This window comes from Rhizobium sp. SG2393 (assembly GCF_042610495.1).
Classification (GTDB): Bacteria; Pseudomonadota; Alphaproteobacteria; order Rhizobiales; family Rhizobiaceae; genus RU20A.
Genome location: NZ_JBHGAP010000011.1, coordinates 112,003 through 125,697, shown reverse-complemented (window position 1 = coordinate 125,697; position 13,695 = coordinate 112,003). Strand labels below are relative to the sequence as shown.

13 protein-coding genes are annotated in these 13,695 nt (G+C 61.8%); 6 read left to right on the top strand and 7 right to left on the bottom strand.

What is annotated here, in order from left to right; translation table 11 throughout:
- Nucleotides 1-181: 181 nt before the first annotated feature.
- From ACED18_RS18705 to ACED18_RS18690, 4 genes are all read left to right on the top strand, one after another.
- A complete protein-coding gene (locus ACED18_RS18705) occupies nucleotides 182-1,474 on the top strand; it encodes an FkbM family methyltransferase (RefSeq protein WP_377295097.1) in 1,293 nt (430 codons plus the stop codon).
- A complete protein-coding gene (locus ACED18_RS18700; RefSeq protein WP_377295095.1) occupies nucleotides 1,471-2,562 on the top strand; it encodes an FkbM family methyltransferase in 1,092 nt (363 codons plus the stop codon). The genes ACED18_RS18705 and ACED18_RS18700 overlap by 4 nt, the downstream gene beginning before the upstream one ends.
- 23 nt (nucleotides 2,563-2,585) lie before the next feature.
- A complete protein-coding gene (locus ACED18_RS18695) occupies nucleotides 2,586-3,398 on the top strand; it encodes a cephalosporin hydroxylase family protein (protein WP_377295093.1) in 813 nt (270 codons plus the stop codon).
- Nucleotides 3,399-3,691: 293 nt separating this feature from the next.
- A complete protein-coding gene (locus ACED18_RS18690; protein WP_377295091.1) occupies nucleotides 3,692-5,371 on the top strand; it encodes a radical SAM protein in 1,680 nt (559 codons plus the stop codon).
- Nucleotides 5,372-5,720: 349 nt separating this feature from the next.
- Here the strand turns inward: ACED18_RS18690 and ACED18_RS18685 are convergent, their stop codons facing one another.
- Nucleotides 5,721-7,004 carry a glycosyltransferase family 2 protein gene (locus tag ACED18_RS18685; RefSeq protein ID WP_377295089.1) on the bottom strand — a complete coding sequence of 428 codons (1,284 nt, stop codon included), beginning with the start codon at nucleotides 7,002-7,004 and terminating at the stop codon, nucleotides 5,721-5,723.
- Entirely contained in the window at nucleotides 7,001-8,212 is a 1,212-nt protein-coding gene (locus tag ACED18_RS18680) for a glycosyltransferase family 2 protein (RefSeq protein WP_377295087.1), read from the bottom strand. Before ACED18_RS18680 ends, ACED18_RS18685 begins: the two co-directional genes overlap by 4 nt.
- A gap of 201 nt (nucleotides 8,213-8,413) precedes the next feature.
- Between ACED18_RS18680 and ACED18_RS18675 the strand changes: the two genes are divergently transcribed.
- Both ACED18_RS18675 and ACED18_RS18670 read left to right on the top strand, forming a co-directional pair.
- Nucleotides 8,414-8,734 carry a chorismate mutase family protein gene (locus ACED18_RS18675; RefSeq protein WP_377295085.1) on the top strand — a complete coding sequence of 107 codons (321 nt, stop codon included), beginning with the start codon at nucleotides 8,414-8,416 and terminating at the stop codon, nucleotides 8,732-8,734.
- 167 nt (nucleotides 8,735-8,901) lie between these two features.
- Complete coding sequence (locus tag ACED18_RS18670) at nucleotides 8,902-9,564, top strand: HAD-IA family hydrolase (protein WP_377295083.1); 663 nt, start codon at nucleotides 8,902-8,904, stop codon at nucleotides 9,562-9,564.
- Between the two features lie 88 nt (nucleotides 9,565-9,652).
- Here ACED18_RS18670 and ACED18_RS18665 read toward each other — a convergent pair whose 3' ends face one another.
- The 5 genes from ACED18_RS18665 to galE all read right to left on the bottom strand — a co-directional run bounded on the left by ACED18_RS18665 (nucleotide 9,653) and on the right by galE (nucleotide 13,540).
- Nucleotides 9,653-9,841, bottom strand: coding sequence for a hypothetical protein (locus tag ACED18_RS18665; protein ID WP_377295081.1), 189 nt, complete (start codon nucleotides 9,839-9,841; stop codon nucleotides 9,653-9,655).
- A gap of 91 nt (nucleotides 9,842-9,932) precedes the next feature.
- A complete protein-coding gene (locus ACED18_RS18660) occupies nucleotides 9,933-10,496 on the bottom strand; it encodes a dTDP-4-dehydrorhamnose 3,5-epimerase family protein (protein ID WP_377295079.1) in 564 nt (187 codons plus the stop codon).
- Nucleotides 10,496-11,584 (bottom strand): CDP-glucose 4,6-dehydratase, encoded by a 1,089-nt coding sequence (rfbG, locus tag ACED18_RS18655; RefSeq protein ID WP_377295077.1) that lies wholly within the window; start codon nucleotides 11,582-11,584, stop codon nucleotides 10,496-10,498. Before rfbG ends, ACED18_RS18660 begins: the two co-directional genes overlap by 1 nt.
- 4 nt (nucleotides 11,585-11,588) lie before the next feature.
- Nucleotides 11,589-12,362: a glucose-1-phosphate cytidylyltransferase gene (rfbF, locus tag ACED18_RS18650; RefSeq protein ID WP_377295075.1), complete on the bottom strand. Its 774-nt coding sequence runs from the start codon at nucleotides 12,360-12,362 to the stop codon at nucleotides 11,589-11,591.
- A gap of 143 nt (nucleotides 12,363-12,505) precedes the next feature.
- Nucleotides 12,506-13,540: a UDP-glucose 4-epimerase GalE gene (gene galE / locus ACED18_RS18645; RefSeq protein ID WP_377295073.1), complete on the bottom strand. Its 1,035-nt coding sequence runs from the start codon at nucleotides 13,538-13,540 to the stop codon at nucleotides 12,506-12,508.
- Nucleotides 13,541-13,695 lie beyond the last annotated feature (155 nt).

Below are 13,695 nucleotides of genomic sequence, written 5' to 3'. Positions count from 1 at the left end.
GGGCAAGACGTGGCGCGCATGGGCGGATCGCGAATCGGTTCAGGTATCGATGAGCGCGAGCCTAGGCACGTGTCGATGCCGTGTCACATGGTTTTCCGCCTGTCGCGTCGCTGCGGCGGGTCGAGCCGAGACAAGGGCGCGCCGCCCCTTTTTCCGACCCGCGGGCGCAGACGGAACCGAGATGACACGCGCCGCCGCCATCAGCGCCCTGCCACACGACAAACAGCCGTCCGCTCCGGCCGAAGCGCGCGGGGCGACCCGGGCGCATGCGGAACGACATTTCTCCCAGCTGCCCGATGCCGCCTCAGCCCGTCTCCTTCTCAACGACATTGCTGCGGAAGCGCCGGCCTTCGCGGCCGAGGCAGCCGATCGTCCGGTGGTGCTCTACGGGGCCGGCAACCTCGGGCGGCTCGCCCGGGATCACCTGCGTGTCGTCGGGCTCGATTTTGCACTGGTCGTCGATCGCAACGCCGATTTGCTGAAGGACGACCCCGCCTGGGCAGGCGTCACCCTGATGACCCCCGAGGCCGTGCCTGCCACGATCAAGGCCGAGGCCCTGCTCGCCGTCAGCATCTCCACCGTGCCCTTCGTGCCGCTGGAAGCGCAGCTGATGGCGGATGGCTGGCGCCGGGTGGTGCCTTTCTACGATCTCGCCGAAAGCTTTCGCCACCGCCATCCCCTGTCGAACGGCTGGTTCGCAGGGGCCTTCGACAGCGCTGATCTCGACGCGATGGGTGATGCCCTGGATGGCTGGGATGACGACATCTCGCGCGCCCATCACCTGCAATTCATCGCCTGGCGGCGGCTCCGGGCGGAATGGAACTTCGCGGGCGCGCCGATGCCATCCTGCGCGCGCTTCTTCATCCCCGACGTGCGCGCCGCTCTTGATCCCGCGAAGACTTTCGTGGATCTCGGCGCCCATCATGGCAGCGTGGTCGAAGCCTATCTTGCCGCGATCGGGGCCGGCACCGTTGAGATGCCACCAGCCTTCGGCGGCATCCTCGCCGTCGAGCCTGATGCCACGAACCGCGCTGCGCTTGAAACCTACGCATCGCGCCTTCCTGCCGGGATCGCAGCGCGCATCCGGATCAAGGATGCCGCCGTGGATGCCATCGCGCGGCAGCGGCACTTTCACACCGGCCTCGGCTATGCGTCGCAGCTGTCGGAGACCGGCAGCGAGAGCCTCATGACCACGACGATCGACGCACTCTGCGCCGATCTCGACCCCGCCCCCGGTTTTCTCAAGCTGCATCTGGAAGGCGCAGAGCACGACGCCCTGCTCGGCGGCCTCGCCACCATCCGCCACCACCGCCCGATCATCGCGGCAACCGTCTACCACGATGCGGACGGGCTTTACCGCACCGCCCGGCTGATGATGACCGCGCTTGAGGACTATCGCTTCCTGTTCCGGCTGCATGGCTGGTGCGGGACAGGGGCCGTGGTCTATGCGCTGCCGCGGGAGGCCCGTGCATGAGCATTCCGGATATCGCCGCTCTGACGGATCGCGCCGTCCAGATCCTTGAGCCGATCCGTCCCGACCTTCTTTCGGCCGACCGGCGCATCGCGCTCTATGGCACCGGCTTTCTAGGCAGTTGGGCCGTGGACTTCCTGCGCGCTCGCGGTATCGAGCCGGTCGCCTGCTATGACGGCAACACGGCCCGGCACGGGACATTGTTTCACGGTATCCCGGTCAGCAGTCCGGCGGCGATCACAGCCGAGACGGCCGACTTCATCTTCATCACGGCACGCCATGCCGTGCCGCAGGTCTCGCGCGTGCTCGAGGGGACCGGCGTCGCCCATGCGTCGCTCGATGCCTGGTATGCGGCCACCCATCTCGCGGATTTCGTCGAGATCCACAATCTTCTGGACGACGATCGTTCACGCGAGACGCTGCGCGCGGTTCTTCTGGCCATGCTCTCCGGCGAGGCGCGGCCGTGTCACCTCGTGGTCGAGCGCGACCAGTATTTCTGCCTGCCGGCCTTTGCGGGCGCGGCGCGCGAGGTCTATGTCGATGCCGGCGCCTATGTGGGCGACAGTATCGAGCGCTTCATCTGGGCCAATGCCGGCGTCTTTGACCGCATCCACGGCTTCGAGCCGGGCGCCCGCCAGTTTGCAGCCCTCTCGTCCCGTTGCGACCGGCTGACGCGCGAATGGGCCCTCGGCGAAGAGCAGATCAAACTGATCTCAAGCGGCCTTGGCAACCGCAGCTTCGTCACGGCTGCGGGCAGTGCCAGCGGGCTTTTGCAGTCTCTTTCCCTCTCCGATGCCGGGCATGGGGGCGACACCGATGTCTCCATCGTCAGCCTGGATGCGTATTTGCACGGCGAGCGCATCACCTTCCTCAAGGCGGATGTCGAGGGCATGGAAATGGCGCTGCTGGAAGGCGCCGCCGAGACGATCCGGAGCCATCGGCCGAAGCTCGCCATCTGCGTCTACCACTACCCGTCCGATATTCCGGCTCTTGCGGGCTATATCCGATCGCTGGTGCCGGAGTACCGCCTGGCGCTTCGCCACCATTCTCCGCAACTGATGGAAACCGTGCTCTATTGCTGGGTCGACTGACCCCGAACGTGAAAGGAACTGCCATGGATCCCGTCGAGGATTTCCGCAAGCGCGTCGCGCGCAACATCAAGGGCATCGGCGAGGACCGCGATTTTCTCGGGCTTTCCAACATCTGGGTGCGGGAGTCGATCCGCCACGAATATGCGCAGAACTTCACCTGGCTTGGACGTCCCATCATCCAGGTGCCGCAGGATACCTATGCCATCCAGGAACTGATCTGGAGCTGCCGGCCCGATCTCGTGATCGAAACGGGCATTGCCCATGGCGGCTCACTGATCATGAGTGCCTCGATGCTCGCCATGCTCGACTACTGCGATGCGGCCGCTGCCGGCACGACGCTTGATCCGCGCGCCAGCCGCCGGAAGGTGGTCGGCATCGACATCGACATCCGCGCCCACAACCGCGTCGGCATCGAGAGCCACCCGCTTGCTCACAAGATCACGCTGTTGCAGGGCTCTTCCGTCGCGCCGGAGATCGTGGATGAGGTGAAGGCCATCGCCAAGGGCTATGACCGGATCATGCTGTTTCTGGACTCCAACCACACGCATGAACATGTGCTGGCCGAACTGGAGGCCTATGCACCCCTAACGACCAAGGGCTCCTACTGCGTGGTCTGGGATACCGGCGTCGAGGATCTGCCGAACGAGATGTGCTCGAATCGCCCCTGGGGCAAGGGCGACAATCCCAAGACCGCCGTCTGGGAATACATGAAACGCCTTTCGGACGAAGGCCGCATGGCGGCAGACGGCGAAAAGCTCGCGTTCGACTACGACCATACGATCGAACACAAGATCGCGATCACGGCCTCGCCGGATGGGTTTCTTAGGCGGGTCTGAGCGGGATGGCGGAAGGGGACCGGCTTCTCGGGGTCAGCGCGTGTTCTTTGACACAGCCGCGATCGGTGGTCCGACGGCAGGGTGCGCGCTCGCATGGATTGGTCGGTCCACGAAGCACTCGGGGCAGTTCACGAGAAAGCTTGGTACAAGCTCTGCCATTTAAACTTGTTTTCATGTTCGACACATCGCACGCATCCCGCCGGCGTGCGCGACGACTGTCGAGATCGACGGGATGACAGGACGTTCTGTGTCTATCCGACGACGATGACGTCAGGTCTTCAACGGAGTTGCAGATGACGAAACTGCTTTTTGTCGTACCACCCTATTTCAACGCATCCGACTATATCGGAAAGGTGCGGAATGCGGTGCTTCCGGCGTTTACGATTCCCTACGGCATCTTGTCGATGGAAACGTACCTGAAGACCAACTGCGAGACGCCGGTGGACATTCAGGTGGTCGACCTCAACGTCACCCTGAAGACGTTGGTCGAAGAAGGGCGAGCCGACGACCACGAGCAGATCTTCGCGGAGGAACTCCACGGGATCCTGGAGACTTTCGGCCCGGACATTGTCGGCGTGTCCGCCCTGTTCAACACGTCGTTTCGCTACATCCAGTCGCTGGTCGCGACCGTCAAGAGATTCGACAAATCCATCCTGACGATCGCCGGCGGTGGCTTGCCGTCAGCCGCCTACGGGATGATGCTCGATCGATGCCCCGATCTGGACGCGATCTGCAAGGGCGAGGGTGAGCTGCCTCTAAAGGCGCTGATCGATGCCAGCGACCGCGCAACCGTCCTGTCCGATCACAAATCCTGGATCACGCGCGAAGGCGTTGCTCGCGGCAAGGTGCCCGCACACGACTTCATCGACAATCTCGATGAAATTCCCCAGTTGAACTACGAAATCCTGGACCTGAACAACTACAACAGCCGAAGCATCGACAAGCGATACGCCAACGAACAGCGCCGCGAAATGGCGATCCACACGTCGCGTGGCTGCCCGTTCCTGTGTGTCTTCTGCTCGAACCCATCCCTGCATGGTCGTACCGTTCGCTTCATGTCCATCGAGCGCGTGGTGGAAGATGTCAGGCGAATGCGCGATGCATTCGGCATGACCGTGCTCATGGTCGAGGACGATCACTTCTTCCACGACAGGGATCGCGCCAAGAGACTGCTGGCGGCACTCGCGGAACTCGATGTTCGTCTGGAATTTCCCAACGGGGTGGCGGTCTATGCGATCGATGAAGAGGTCGCCGAGCTCTTTTCCAAGGCCGGGGTCTCAGCGGTCGCCCTGGCCGTCGAGTCGGGCTCCGACCACGTCCTCAACAACATCATCAAGAAACCGCTGAAGAAAAAACTCATCCGGCCGGCTGTCGAAGCCCTGCGGAAATTTGAGGTACGGAGCCACGTCTTCATCGTCGCCGGTCTTCCCGGAGAGGAAGACGATCACCGGCAGGAAACACTCGAAATGCTGCTCGACAACGGCTTCGACTGGATCCACGTCTATCTGGCAATTCCGATTTTCGGAAGCCGGCTCTACGAGATCTGCGTCGAGAACGGGTATATCCAGTCGAGCGACAGTGACGATTTCGTCGCCACGAAGACCGTGATCAATGTGCCTGGCCAGGATCCGAAGAAGCTCGAGGCATATGCTTACGAGACGCAGTTGCGCGTCAACTTCATCGAAAACTACAATATGCGTATCGGCCGCTACGATGTCGCAATTCACTACATGAAGAACGTCTGCGACAAATATCCGGATCATGCCTTCGGTCAGCTCTACCTCGCGCGTTGCTACGCCGCAAAGGGCGACAGGACGCTCGCGACTCACCACGCGGCCAAGGCTTTGGAGATTTTTGCGCGGGACAGTTACTGGCGCGAGCTCGCCGAGCGTTACAATGTCGACTATTCGGGCGCGCTCACCCTGGCCTTGCCACCAAGCCAGGACGCTTCTTCAGCCGCGCTTGCGGGATGACCGCAAGCGGGCCCTGGGGAACATCATGCCGTAAGGCAACCCCAGCCGACCTTACGTCTTGAGTCCTTTGTAAAATTCCGCCCTGCAATGGCGTCTGTCCGGTGATCGCTGGATGACCGGTCATACGCCCGATCTTTTTTGCGTGGCTCGATGGCAGGGCAATCAAGGTCCGGCCGAAGATGCGGGATCGTCGATGACGTCGCCTTGCGCGGTACAAAGGTGATCCCGCCGCGACGGCAACGACACCTGGAGTATTTCCGGTGAAAACGGGAGCATCTGAAATGCTCAATCTGTTTGTTTTTACGCAGTCCGGCCGCAAAACCGCTAACGCATTTTTGCTGGACGTGCTCTAGACGCGCTTATCGGTGAACACCATCGCAAGGCGCTCAACCGGCGCGACAAGGGAAAGCTGATCGATCGGCGATAAAAACTGATTGATCAGATCGTACATGCCTCTTGGCGTATCGAAATTCCTGAGATCATCAGATATGAATATTTCGTAATCCCGCAATCCAGTAAATATTTTCTTCTCTCCAGGCGTATAATCGGGCATCTCTGGGTCAAAATACTTCAGAAATGCGCCTCCCTTCCAGGTGGAGAATGCCTCCCGGTAGCCGGCATAGTAAATTTCGTAAACTTCCTCTGACCTGGACATCCGGCAACAATCGCTGCAGGCCCTAGCAAAATTCTTTTCCCACCCGTCGAACTTCAACTTGTACTTTGTCTTGAACCAATGCTGAACCTGGCCCACTGCGGCGGTGACCCCGAGCGCGCTTGGGAAAGGGAAGTCTGCCATATGCGGATCGCTGTCGAAATCCCGACCGATGTCGCGGATGGCGTCAGCGATCCGGCTTTGCACCTGCTCAACGGTGCCGATACTGGCGGAGTTGCTCTCCGGACAGGACCCCAGAACCGAGAACGGCCTTTGAGAGTAAAAGAACCGCCGTCCAACGAGAACGGTTTTGCAGGCATTTTCAAAATCGACCGTATAGTGCTCGCAATATCTTCCGCCGAATTTCTTCTTTATCTTTCTCAGAAGACTGCGGCGAACGGCGCCATGGTAGAAGCAGAAGGGGGCGAATGGGACAACGATTGCGTTGCTCCAGAGGAAATTTGACGTGACGAGGTGATCTCGGTCCACTTCACCGACTTTGTCCAGGAGTGAGACGCGGATGTTCTTCACACCGTCTCGCTTTTGGGGCCAGTCGTAATTGACACGATCCCACGCCACCACATCGAATGGACCTCTATTCTTTGTGATGAGAGTGATGAGGTCTGCGACCGATAGATCTATAAAGTCGTCATCACCGATAAAGACAACCCAGGTTCCCGTCGATGCTTCGATGCATCTCTCCCAGTTGTCATTCATCGCGAGCACTTTTTCGCGCGATGGCAGGTATTTGACACGAGGGTCCGATACCTTATCCCTCATAAAATCGTTCATTATATCTGGATCGGTCGAGTTGTCGGCAAAAATGAACTCAACGTCATCTCGAGGATTCTCGATCAGATCCAGTATCGTTTGCTGAAAATACTTCTGGCGATTTCTCGAAGGCACGCAAATCGAGACGAGCTTCTGGCCCTCCTGCACGTCTTCATTGCTCACGATTTCTGCCTGCGTGTGAGACTTCATGCGACCTGTCTCTTTGTCTTGCCATAGGTGATCTCTGACACGGGGACCATCACCTGGGATGTCAGGTGGTAAAGATCCGCGGGCGTCGTCACGCCACCGATCGTTTCCTCCACGTAGAGATAGCCAGCGTTGATACCTAAGAAATGGCCATTCTTACTATGCGGCTTATATTTCGGCTTGAAGAACTTCATGTAGAGGCCGCCCCTCCACTTCCTGAAGGCCTCCCTATAAGCGTCCACCATCATATTATAGGCAGACTCGCTAGAGGCTCGACCACAATCGATCGCGCAGGCCTTGGCAAAATTCTCTTCCCATCCATGTGGCCTTTGGACGCCGAAAGTCACGCAGAACCATTCCTGAACCTGCGCCACAGCAGCGGCAACGCCAAGAGCGCCATGGAAGGGAAAGTCTATCATGTAGCGGTCGTCGGCCGGGTTGCGGCCCAGTTCGGCCATGATCGCCGCATAGCGCCGCTTTGCTTCATCTGGCTTTCCCACAGTGCCGGAATTGCTGGCGAAGCAGGCCCCGAGCACTGAAAAGGCACGCTGGCAGTGGAAGAAGCGCTTGGCGTTGACAAGCAGCTTGCAGCTTGTTTCGAAATCCACCGTCAGGTGGCCAAAGTGCTTGCCGCCAAACCGTGCCTTGTTGGCTTGCATGACCCGGCGCGATACAGCGCCGTGATAGATCGAGAAGGGGCACTGGGGTGTGGCGCCATGCACCTTCCAGGAGAAAAATTCCTCGAAAAGGTGCTCGCGACGAACCTCTGCCACTGACGTCAGCAGTGGTACGGCGACCTGCCGGGCAATGTCCCTGTTGTCTGGCCAGTTATAAGCCAGACGGTTCCAGACGAAGACGTCCACGTCTTTCTCGTTGGCGCAAAGGTCTGCCAGGACATCTGCGACATCCGGATCGACGTAATCGTCGTCACCGATGACGCAAATGAAGTCCCCCGTCGCGGCGTCGATGCACCGCTCCCAATTTTCGTTCATCGGGTAAACCCGCTCCGCCGAGCGCAGATAGGTCACTCTGGGATCCCCCAGAATATCCTTCATGAACGCATCCATGATCGCGGGATCGTCGGAGTTGTCGGCGAAGACGAACTGGATGTCCATTCGGGGGCTGATCACCAGACTGCGGATCGTCTCCTTGAACGTATATTGACGATTGCGCGAGGGAACGCAGATTGTGAGCGTCGGCGTGGCGGTCATGATCTTCTCCGTTTGCCGTACATTAGCGCGGTCTGGTTGCGCGAGGCTTGCTGGCACGAGCGTCGCATGCGCGGCGCTTCGCCGGCTTTTCATCGCGGGCGAGCCTTGTTATGAGCCCTCGGGACGGATGGAAGCCGGATGAGCGGCACCCTATGTGTGATGCCGGGGCCGCTTTGCGGTCGGACAGAGTGAGATATGCGCATGGCGAAGACGGCTCAGGACTGCCGCACGATGGGAGATATCCGGGCGGAGATCGACCGGATCGACCGCGCACTGATGGCGCTTTTTGCCGAGCGCTGGGGCTACATTGGTCGCGCTGCCGAGATCAAGGGACCGCAGGGGCTGAAGGCCGACATTCCCGAGCGGGTGGAGGAAGTCGTGGCGAATGCAGGGCGCAATGCCGCTGCCGCCGGGCTGGAACCGGAATTCTACCAGGCTATCTGGCGCCAGTTGATCCAGCATTCCATCGATCACGAGAAGGCTATTCTCGGCGAGGACGGCGGAGCGGCGCACGAACCCTGACTACAACTCCTGGTGCGGCTGCGACGCGCAGAGCCGCATTGGTCAGCTGGCAATCGTCAGGAAATCTTGAAAATAACTTTCACGGGCGCCCGGAATATGTTTAAGGACAGGACAAATCCGGTGGCTCCGGCCACTCCGTTCCCGCCCCGACCAGACCAGGCCCTCCCATGACCCCGTTCTTCTCCCGTCCGCATGCCGCCTATCTCTTCGACATGGACGGCACGATCCTTGACTCGCTGCCGGTGGTCGAACGCATCTGGTCGAAGCTCGCCGTGACCTACGGGCATGATCCGCTCTACGTTCTCTCCGTCATCCACGGCGTCCGGGCGATCGACAATATCCGCCGCTTTGCGCCGGAGGGCACCGACTGCGAAGCCGTCGCCCGGCAGATGTTCGAGGAGGAAATGGAGGACATGGAAGGGATCACGGCGCTGCCCGGTGCGGTCGACTTCCTCTCCTCGCTGCCCTCGGACCGCTGGGCGATCGTGACCTCGGCGGAAATGCCGCTTGCGAAGCGTCGTGTCGAGGCCGCCGGCTTGCCCTTGCCGAAGGTCATCATCGGCGCGTCGGATGTGGCACGCGGCAAGCCCAATCCCGATTGCTTCCAGCTCGGCGCCGAGCGGCTCGGCTTTTCGGCGTCCGACTGCCTCGTTTTCGAGGATGCCCCGGCCGGCATGCAGGCAGGCCTCAGCGCCGGTGCCGATGTGATGCTGATCACCGGCGCGCACCGCGCCCATGTCGAGACTCAGGGTCCGAAGATCGCCGATTATCGCGGCGTCGCCATGCTGCCGACCGATGACCGGCAGTTGCAGATCGTTCGCGTCGCCTGATCGGACAAGCAGCTTCGTTCCCGCAGCCGTTCGCGCGGCGGCAGGCGCTCATCCTCTCTCCGGTTCAGGCTGGCTTGCCTGAGACGGTCTATTTGGCCGGATCGACCTTTGTCGTCTTGGCAACCCCGGTGATCTCGATGGTCGGGGCGGCGGGCGCGTTGGTGTCGTCGGTCAGGGCCGGCGTCGTTGCCGTCATGATCGCAGGCTTGGCTTCCACCTCCCAGCCGAGGCGCTGGAAGATGAAGGCATTGTCATTGCTGGGCTGTTTCAGGTCCATGATGCTACCCCTTTCGGGCTGCGGCGAAGGCAGCGCGCCCCCCTGGCGCTCTGCAAAAGGCATTGAGGGAAAGTCGGGCGCGACAGCTTGGTCACAGCGCCACGCCCTCGAAGCTCCCCGTGATGAAGGCATGGCCGCTGTCACGCGGGGAGAGATTGACGACCGGCAACGGCCAGGCGATGCCGATGGCAGGATCAAGGCAGTGCAGCGCGGCTTCTGCGTCGGCCGCGTAGGCTGCGGAGACGGCGTAGACGAGATGCGCGTCCGGCGAGAGCGCCTGGAAGCCGTGGGCAAAGCCGCGGGGCACGAGCAGCGAGCGGCCATTCTCGGCGCTCAGCTCGGTCGCGAAGCTTTTGAGAAAGGTCGGTGAGCCGCGGCGGATATCGACGGCGACATCCAGCACGCGGCCGGCCACGCAGGTGACAAGCTTCTGCTCGGCAAAGGGCGGGTTCTGGTAGTGCAGGCCGCGCACGGTGCCCTGAATGCGGGTCAGGCTTTCATTGATCTGCACCGCCGGCCCATCCCAGCCGAAGGGCGCCAGATCTTCCACGCAGAAGACGCGCGAGAAGAACCCGCGGTCGTCACCGATGCGCCGGCGCTCCAGAAGCTGGAGCCCGGCGATCGGCGTTTCGAGCGGGGTGAAGCGTCCGGACATTAGCCGGCCCTGGCGAACATCCGGGCCGGGGCCACGGCGCGCGCGCCGGTCGCGAAGTCCCTGATGTCGGCGAGGCAGAGATCCCGCGCATCGGTGCCGGCCTCAAGCGCCTTGTACCACTGCATGGTTCGGGCAATCGTTTCGCTGAGGCCCCAGCGAGGATGGTAGCCAAGGTCGGACTTGGCGCGCGAGGAGTCGAGGACGAGATAGCCAGCCTCGTGCGGGCCATCGGTCCCGTCGCCAAGCGCCATCTCGCCGCTGCCGAAATGCTTGCGGGCAACCTTGAGGACGGCGCCGACGGAGGCGGATTCGGCATGGTCGGGGCCGAAATTGTAGCTTTCGGCTGCGCCCGGCGCTCCCGACAGGCGTTCGGCGAGATCGATATAGCCGCCCAGCGGTTCAAGGACATGCTGCCAGGGGCGCACGGCGCGCGGGCGGCGCACCTGCAGCACCTCGCCGCGTGTCCAGGCGCGCACGGCGTCGGGGATCAGGCGATCTTCCGCCCAGTCACCCCCGCCAATGACATTGCCGGCACGGGCCGTGGCAATGCCGACGCTGCGGCCGGAGAAGAACGATGTGCGGTAGCTGGCCGCGACGATTTCCGCCGCTGCCTTGCTGGCACTGTAGGGATCATGGCCGCCGAGCGGATCGCCTTCCATGAAGGCGAGCCCGGACTCGGGGTTGTGGTAGACCTTGTCGGTCGTCACCACCACCACGGCCTTGAGGTCGGGCAGCAGGCGCAACGCATCGAGAAGGTTCACCGTGCCGCTGACATTGACCTCATAGGTTCCGACCGGGTCGCGGTAGGACGCGCGCACCAGCGCCTGGGCCGCGAGGTGGAAGACGATGTCGGGCTTGACCGAGACGACGCGGTTGGTGACGGCGATCCGGTCACGGATGTCGATGATATCCTCGCCTTCAAGGCCGTTGCCGAGCAGGCTGTGCAGCGCAGGGTCGGTGCGCGGCGCCAGTGCCAGGCCGTGGACTTCGGCGCCCAGCTCTTCCAGCCACAGCTTGAGCCAGCTGCCCTTGAAGCCGGTGTGGCCGGTCAGCAGCACACGTTTGCCGCTCCAGAATTCTTGCTTCATCCGATCACCAGCTCTTCCACGGCGGATTGCCGCTCTGCCACAATGTTTCCAATTGATTCTTGTCCCTCAGCGTATCCATCGGCAGCCAGAAGCCCTGATGGGTGTAGGCCATGAGTTCGCCATCGGCGGCGAGGCCCGAGAGTGGTTCGCCCTCGAAGCTCATGTTTTCCGTCTCGTCGATGCGGTCGATGACCTTCGGCGACAGCACGAAGAAGCCGCCATTGATCAGGCCGCCCTCGCCTTCCGGCTTTTCGATGAAGCCCTGAACCTGTGTGCCATCGAGCTGCAAGGCACCGTAGCGGGCGGGCGGGCGCACGGCCGTGACCGTCGCGAGCTTGCCGTGGCTGCGGTGAAAGGCGATCGTCTCGGAGATATTGACGCTGCTGACACCATCGCCATAGGTGAAGCAGAAGGCATCCTCGTCCTTCAGATAGGTCTTCACGCGGCGCAGGCGTTCGCCCGTCAAGGAGTTCTCGCCGGTATCGACCAGCGTGACGCGCCAGTTCTCGGCGCTCTGGCGGTGGAAGACCATGCGGTTTTCGGCCAGATCGAACGTGATGTCCGACATGTGCAGGCCGTAATTTGCGAAGTATTCCTTGATGACATAGCCCTTGAAGCCGCAGCAGATCACGAAGTCACGGATGCCATGGGCATAGTAGATCTTCATGATGTGCCAGAGGATCGGCCGGCCGCCGATCTCCACCATGGGCTTCGGCCGCAGATGCGTTTCCTCGGCGAGGCGCGAACCAAGTCCACCCGCCAGAATGACAGCCTTCATCGGCGCCCCCCGCAGGATGCGGCGCATGCGTCGTGGTCGATGATCCCGTCACAAGCCATGGTTCGCCCAGCTATCGTCACTGTTAGGGCAACGATAGCGGGCGAAACTGTTGTCAAACTGGAGGGTAAAGACGGCCCTTCGCGTCAGGCGGGGTGGAGGCGGGCAAGCGAACGCGCCGTTTCGCGGGCATAGGTGCTGCGGCGGGTCAGCGCCCGCTCCCAGCGCAGCGCGCTTTCAACGATCTCCTCGAGATTGTCGTAGCGCGGTTCCCAGCCCAGGCGCTCGCGAGCGACCGTCGGATCCGCCACGAGAGCCGCAGGGTCACCCTCGCGACGGCCTTCGTAGCGAATGTCGAAGCGACGGCCGTTGACGCGCATCACCGCGTTCAGCACGTCGAGAACGGAATAGCCTTCGCCATAGCCGCAATTGGCAACCAGCGACGCACCTCCGTCGCGCAGGTGGTCGATCGCCTTCAGATGCGCGTCGACGAGGTCGGCGACGTGGATGTAATCGCGCACGCCGGTACCGTCATGGGTCGGGTAATCGGTGCCGAACACGCTCACATGCGGCAGGATGCCAAGTGCGGCCTGACAGGCGGCCTTGATGAGATGCGGGAAATCCGGCGAGGACTGGCCGGTGCGGCCGAGTGGATCGGCACCGGCGACGTTGAAGTAGCGCAGTGCAACGAAGTTCAGCCCGTAGGCGTAGGCGCAGTCGCGCAGGATGAGTTCGCTCATCAGCTTGGAGCAGCCATAGGGGCTCTGCGGCGTCAGCGGATCCGTCTCGCGCACCAGATGGCCGGCCTCGACGGTGCCGTAGACGGCGGCGGTGGACGAAAAGACGAAGTGCGGTACGCCGGCGCGCACGGCGGTCGTCAGCAGCGCCCGCGTCCGGCCGGTGTTGTTGTCGTAATAGGCAAGCGGATCGGCAACCGATTCCGGCACGACCTTGGAACCGGCGAAATGCACGATCACGTCGATGTCATGGGCCAGGATGATGTCGGCGACCAGCATCTCGTCGGCGACGTCGCCCTCGTAGAAGATTGCCGCGGGCGCAACGGCCCAGCGGTAACCGCTCGACAGATTGTCGAGAACGACCACCTCCTCGCCGCGGTCGACGAGGGCCCAAACCATATGACTTCCGATGTAGCCTGCGCCGCCTGTGACCAGAACAGCCATGCCATGCTCCCTTGTTTGTTCGGGAGCCATCAAAGCGCAGTTCGGTTCAGGAATTCCTTTAAAGACGTCGTTTCCGGCGAAAACTGTCCGGCTTTTGACGACTTTAGTAAAGACATTCCTAAGGTTGCGGTTACCGTCGTACCACCTTCGGAACA

Coding starts and splice junctions, on each gene's coding strand:
- ACED18_RS18700 (WP_377295095.1), top strand. CDS start 1,471: ATGAGCATTCCGGATATCGCCGCTCTGACGGATCGCGCCGTCCAGATC.
- rfbF (WP_377295075.1), bottom strand. CDS start 12,362: ATGAAGGCTGTCATTCTGGCGGGTGGACTTGGTTCGCGCCTCGCCGAG.
- ACED18_RS18675 (WP_377295085.1), top strand. CDS start 8,414: ATGGCGAAGACGGCTCAGGACTGCCGCACGATGGGAGATATCCGGGCG.
- ACED18_RS18695 (WP_377295093.1), top strand. CDS start 2,586: ATGGATCCCGTCGAGGATTTCCGCAAGCGCGTCGCGCGCAACATCAAG.
- ACED18_RS18665 (WP_377295081.1), bottom strand. CDS start 9,841: ATGGACCTGAAACAGCCCAGCAATGACAATGCCTTCATCTTCCAGCGC.
- ACED18_RS18670 (WP_377295083.1), top strand. CDS start 8,902: ATGACCCCGTTCTTCTCCCGTCCGCATGCCGCCTATCTCTTCGACATG.
- ACED18_RS18690 (WP_377295091.1), top strand. CDS start 3,692: ATGACGAAACTGCTTTTTGTCGTACCACCCTATTTCAACGCATCCGAC.
- ACED18_RS18705 (WP_377295097.1), top strand. CDS start 182: ATGACACGCGCCGCCGCCATCAGCGCCCTGCCACACGACAAACAGCCG.
- ACED18_RS18680 (WP_377295087.1), bottom strand. CDS start 8,212: ATGACCGCCACGCCGACGCTCACAATCTGCGTTCCCTCGCGCAATCGT.
- rfbG (WP_377295077.1), bottom strand. CDS start 11,584: ATGAAGCAAGAATTCTGGAGCGGCAAACGTGTGCTGCTGACCGGCCAC.
- ACED18_RS18660 (WP_377295079.1), bottom strand. CDS start 10,496: ATGTCCGGACGCTTCACCCCGCTCGAAACGCCGATCGCCGGGCTCCAG.
- ACED18_RS18685 (WP_377295089.1), bottom strand. CDS start 7,004: ATGAAGTCTCACACGCAGGCAGAAATCGTGAGCAATGAAGACGTGCAG.
- galE (WP_377295073.1), bottom strand. CDS start 13,540: ATGGCTGTTCTGGTCACAGGCGGCGCAGGCTACATCGGAAGTCATATG.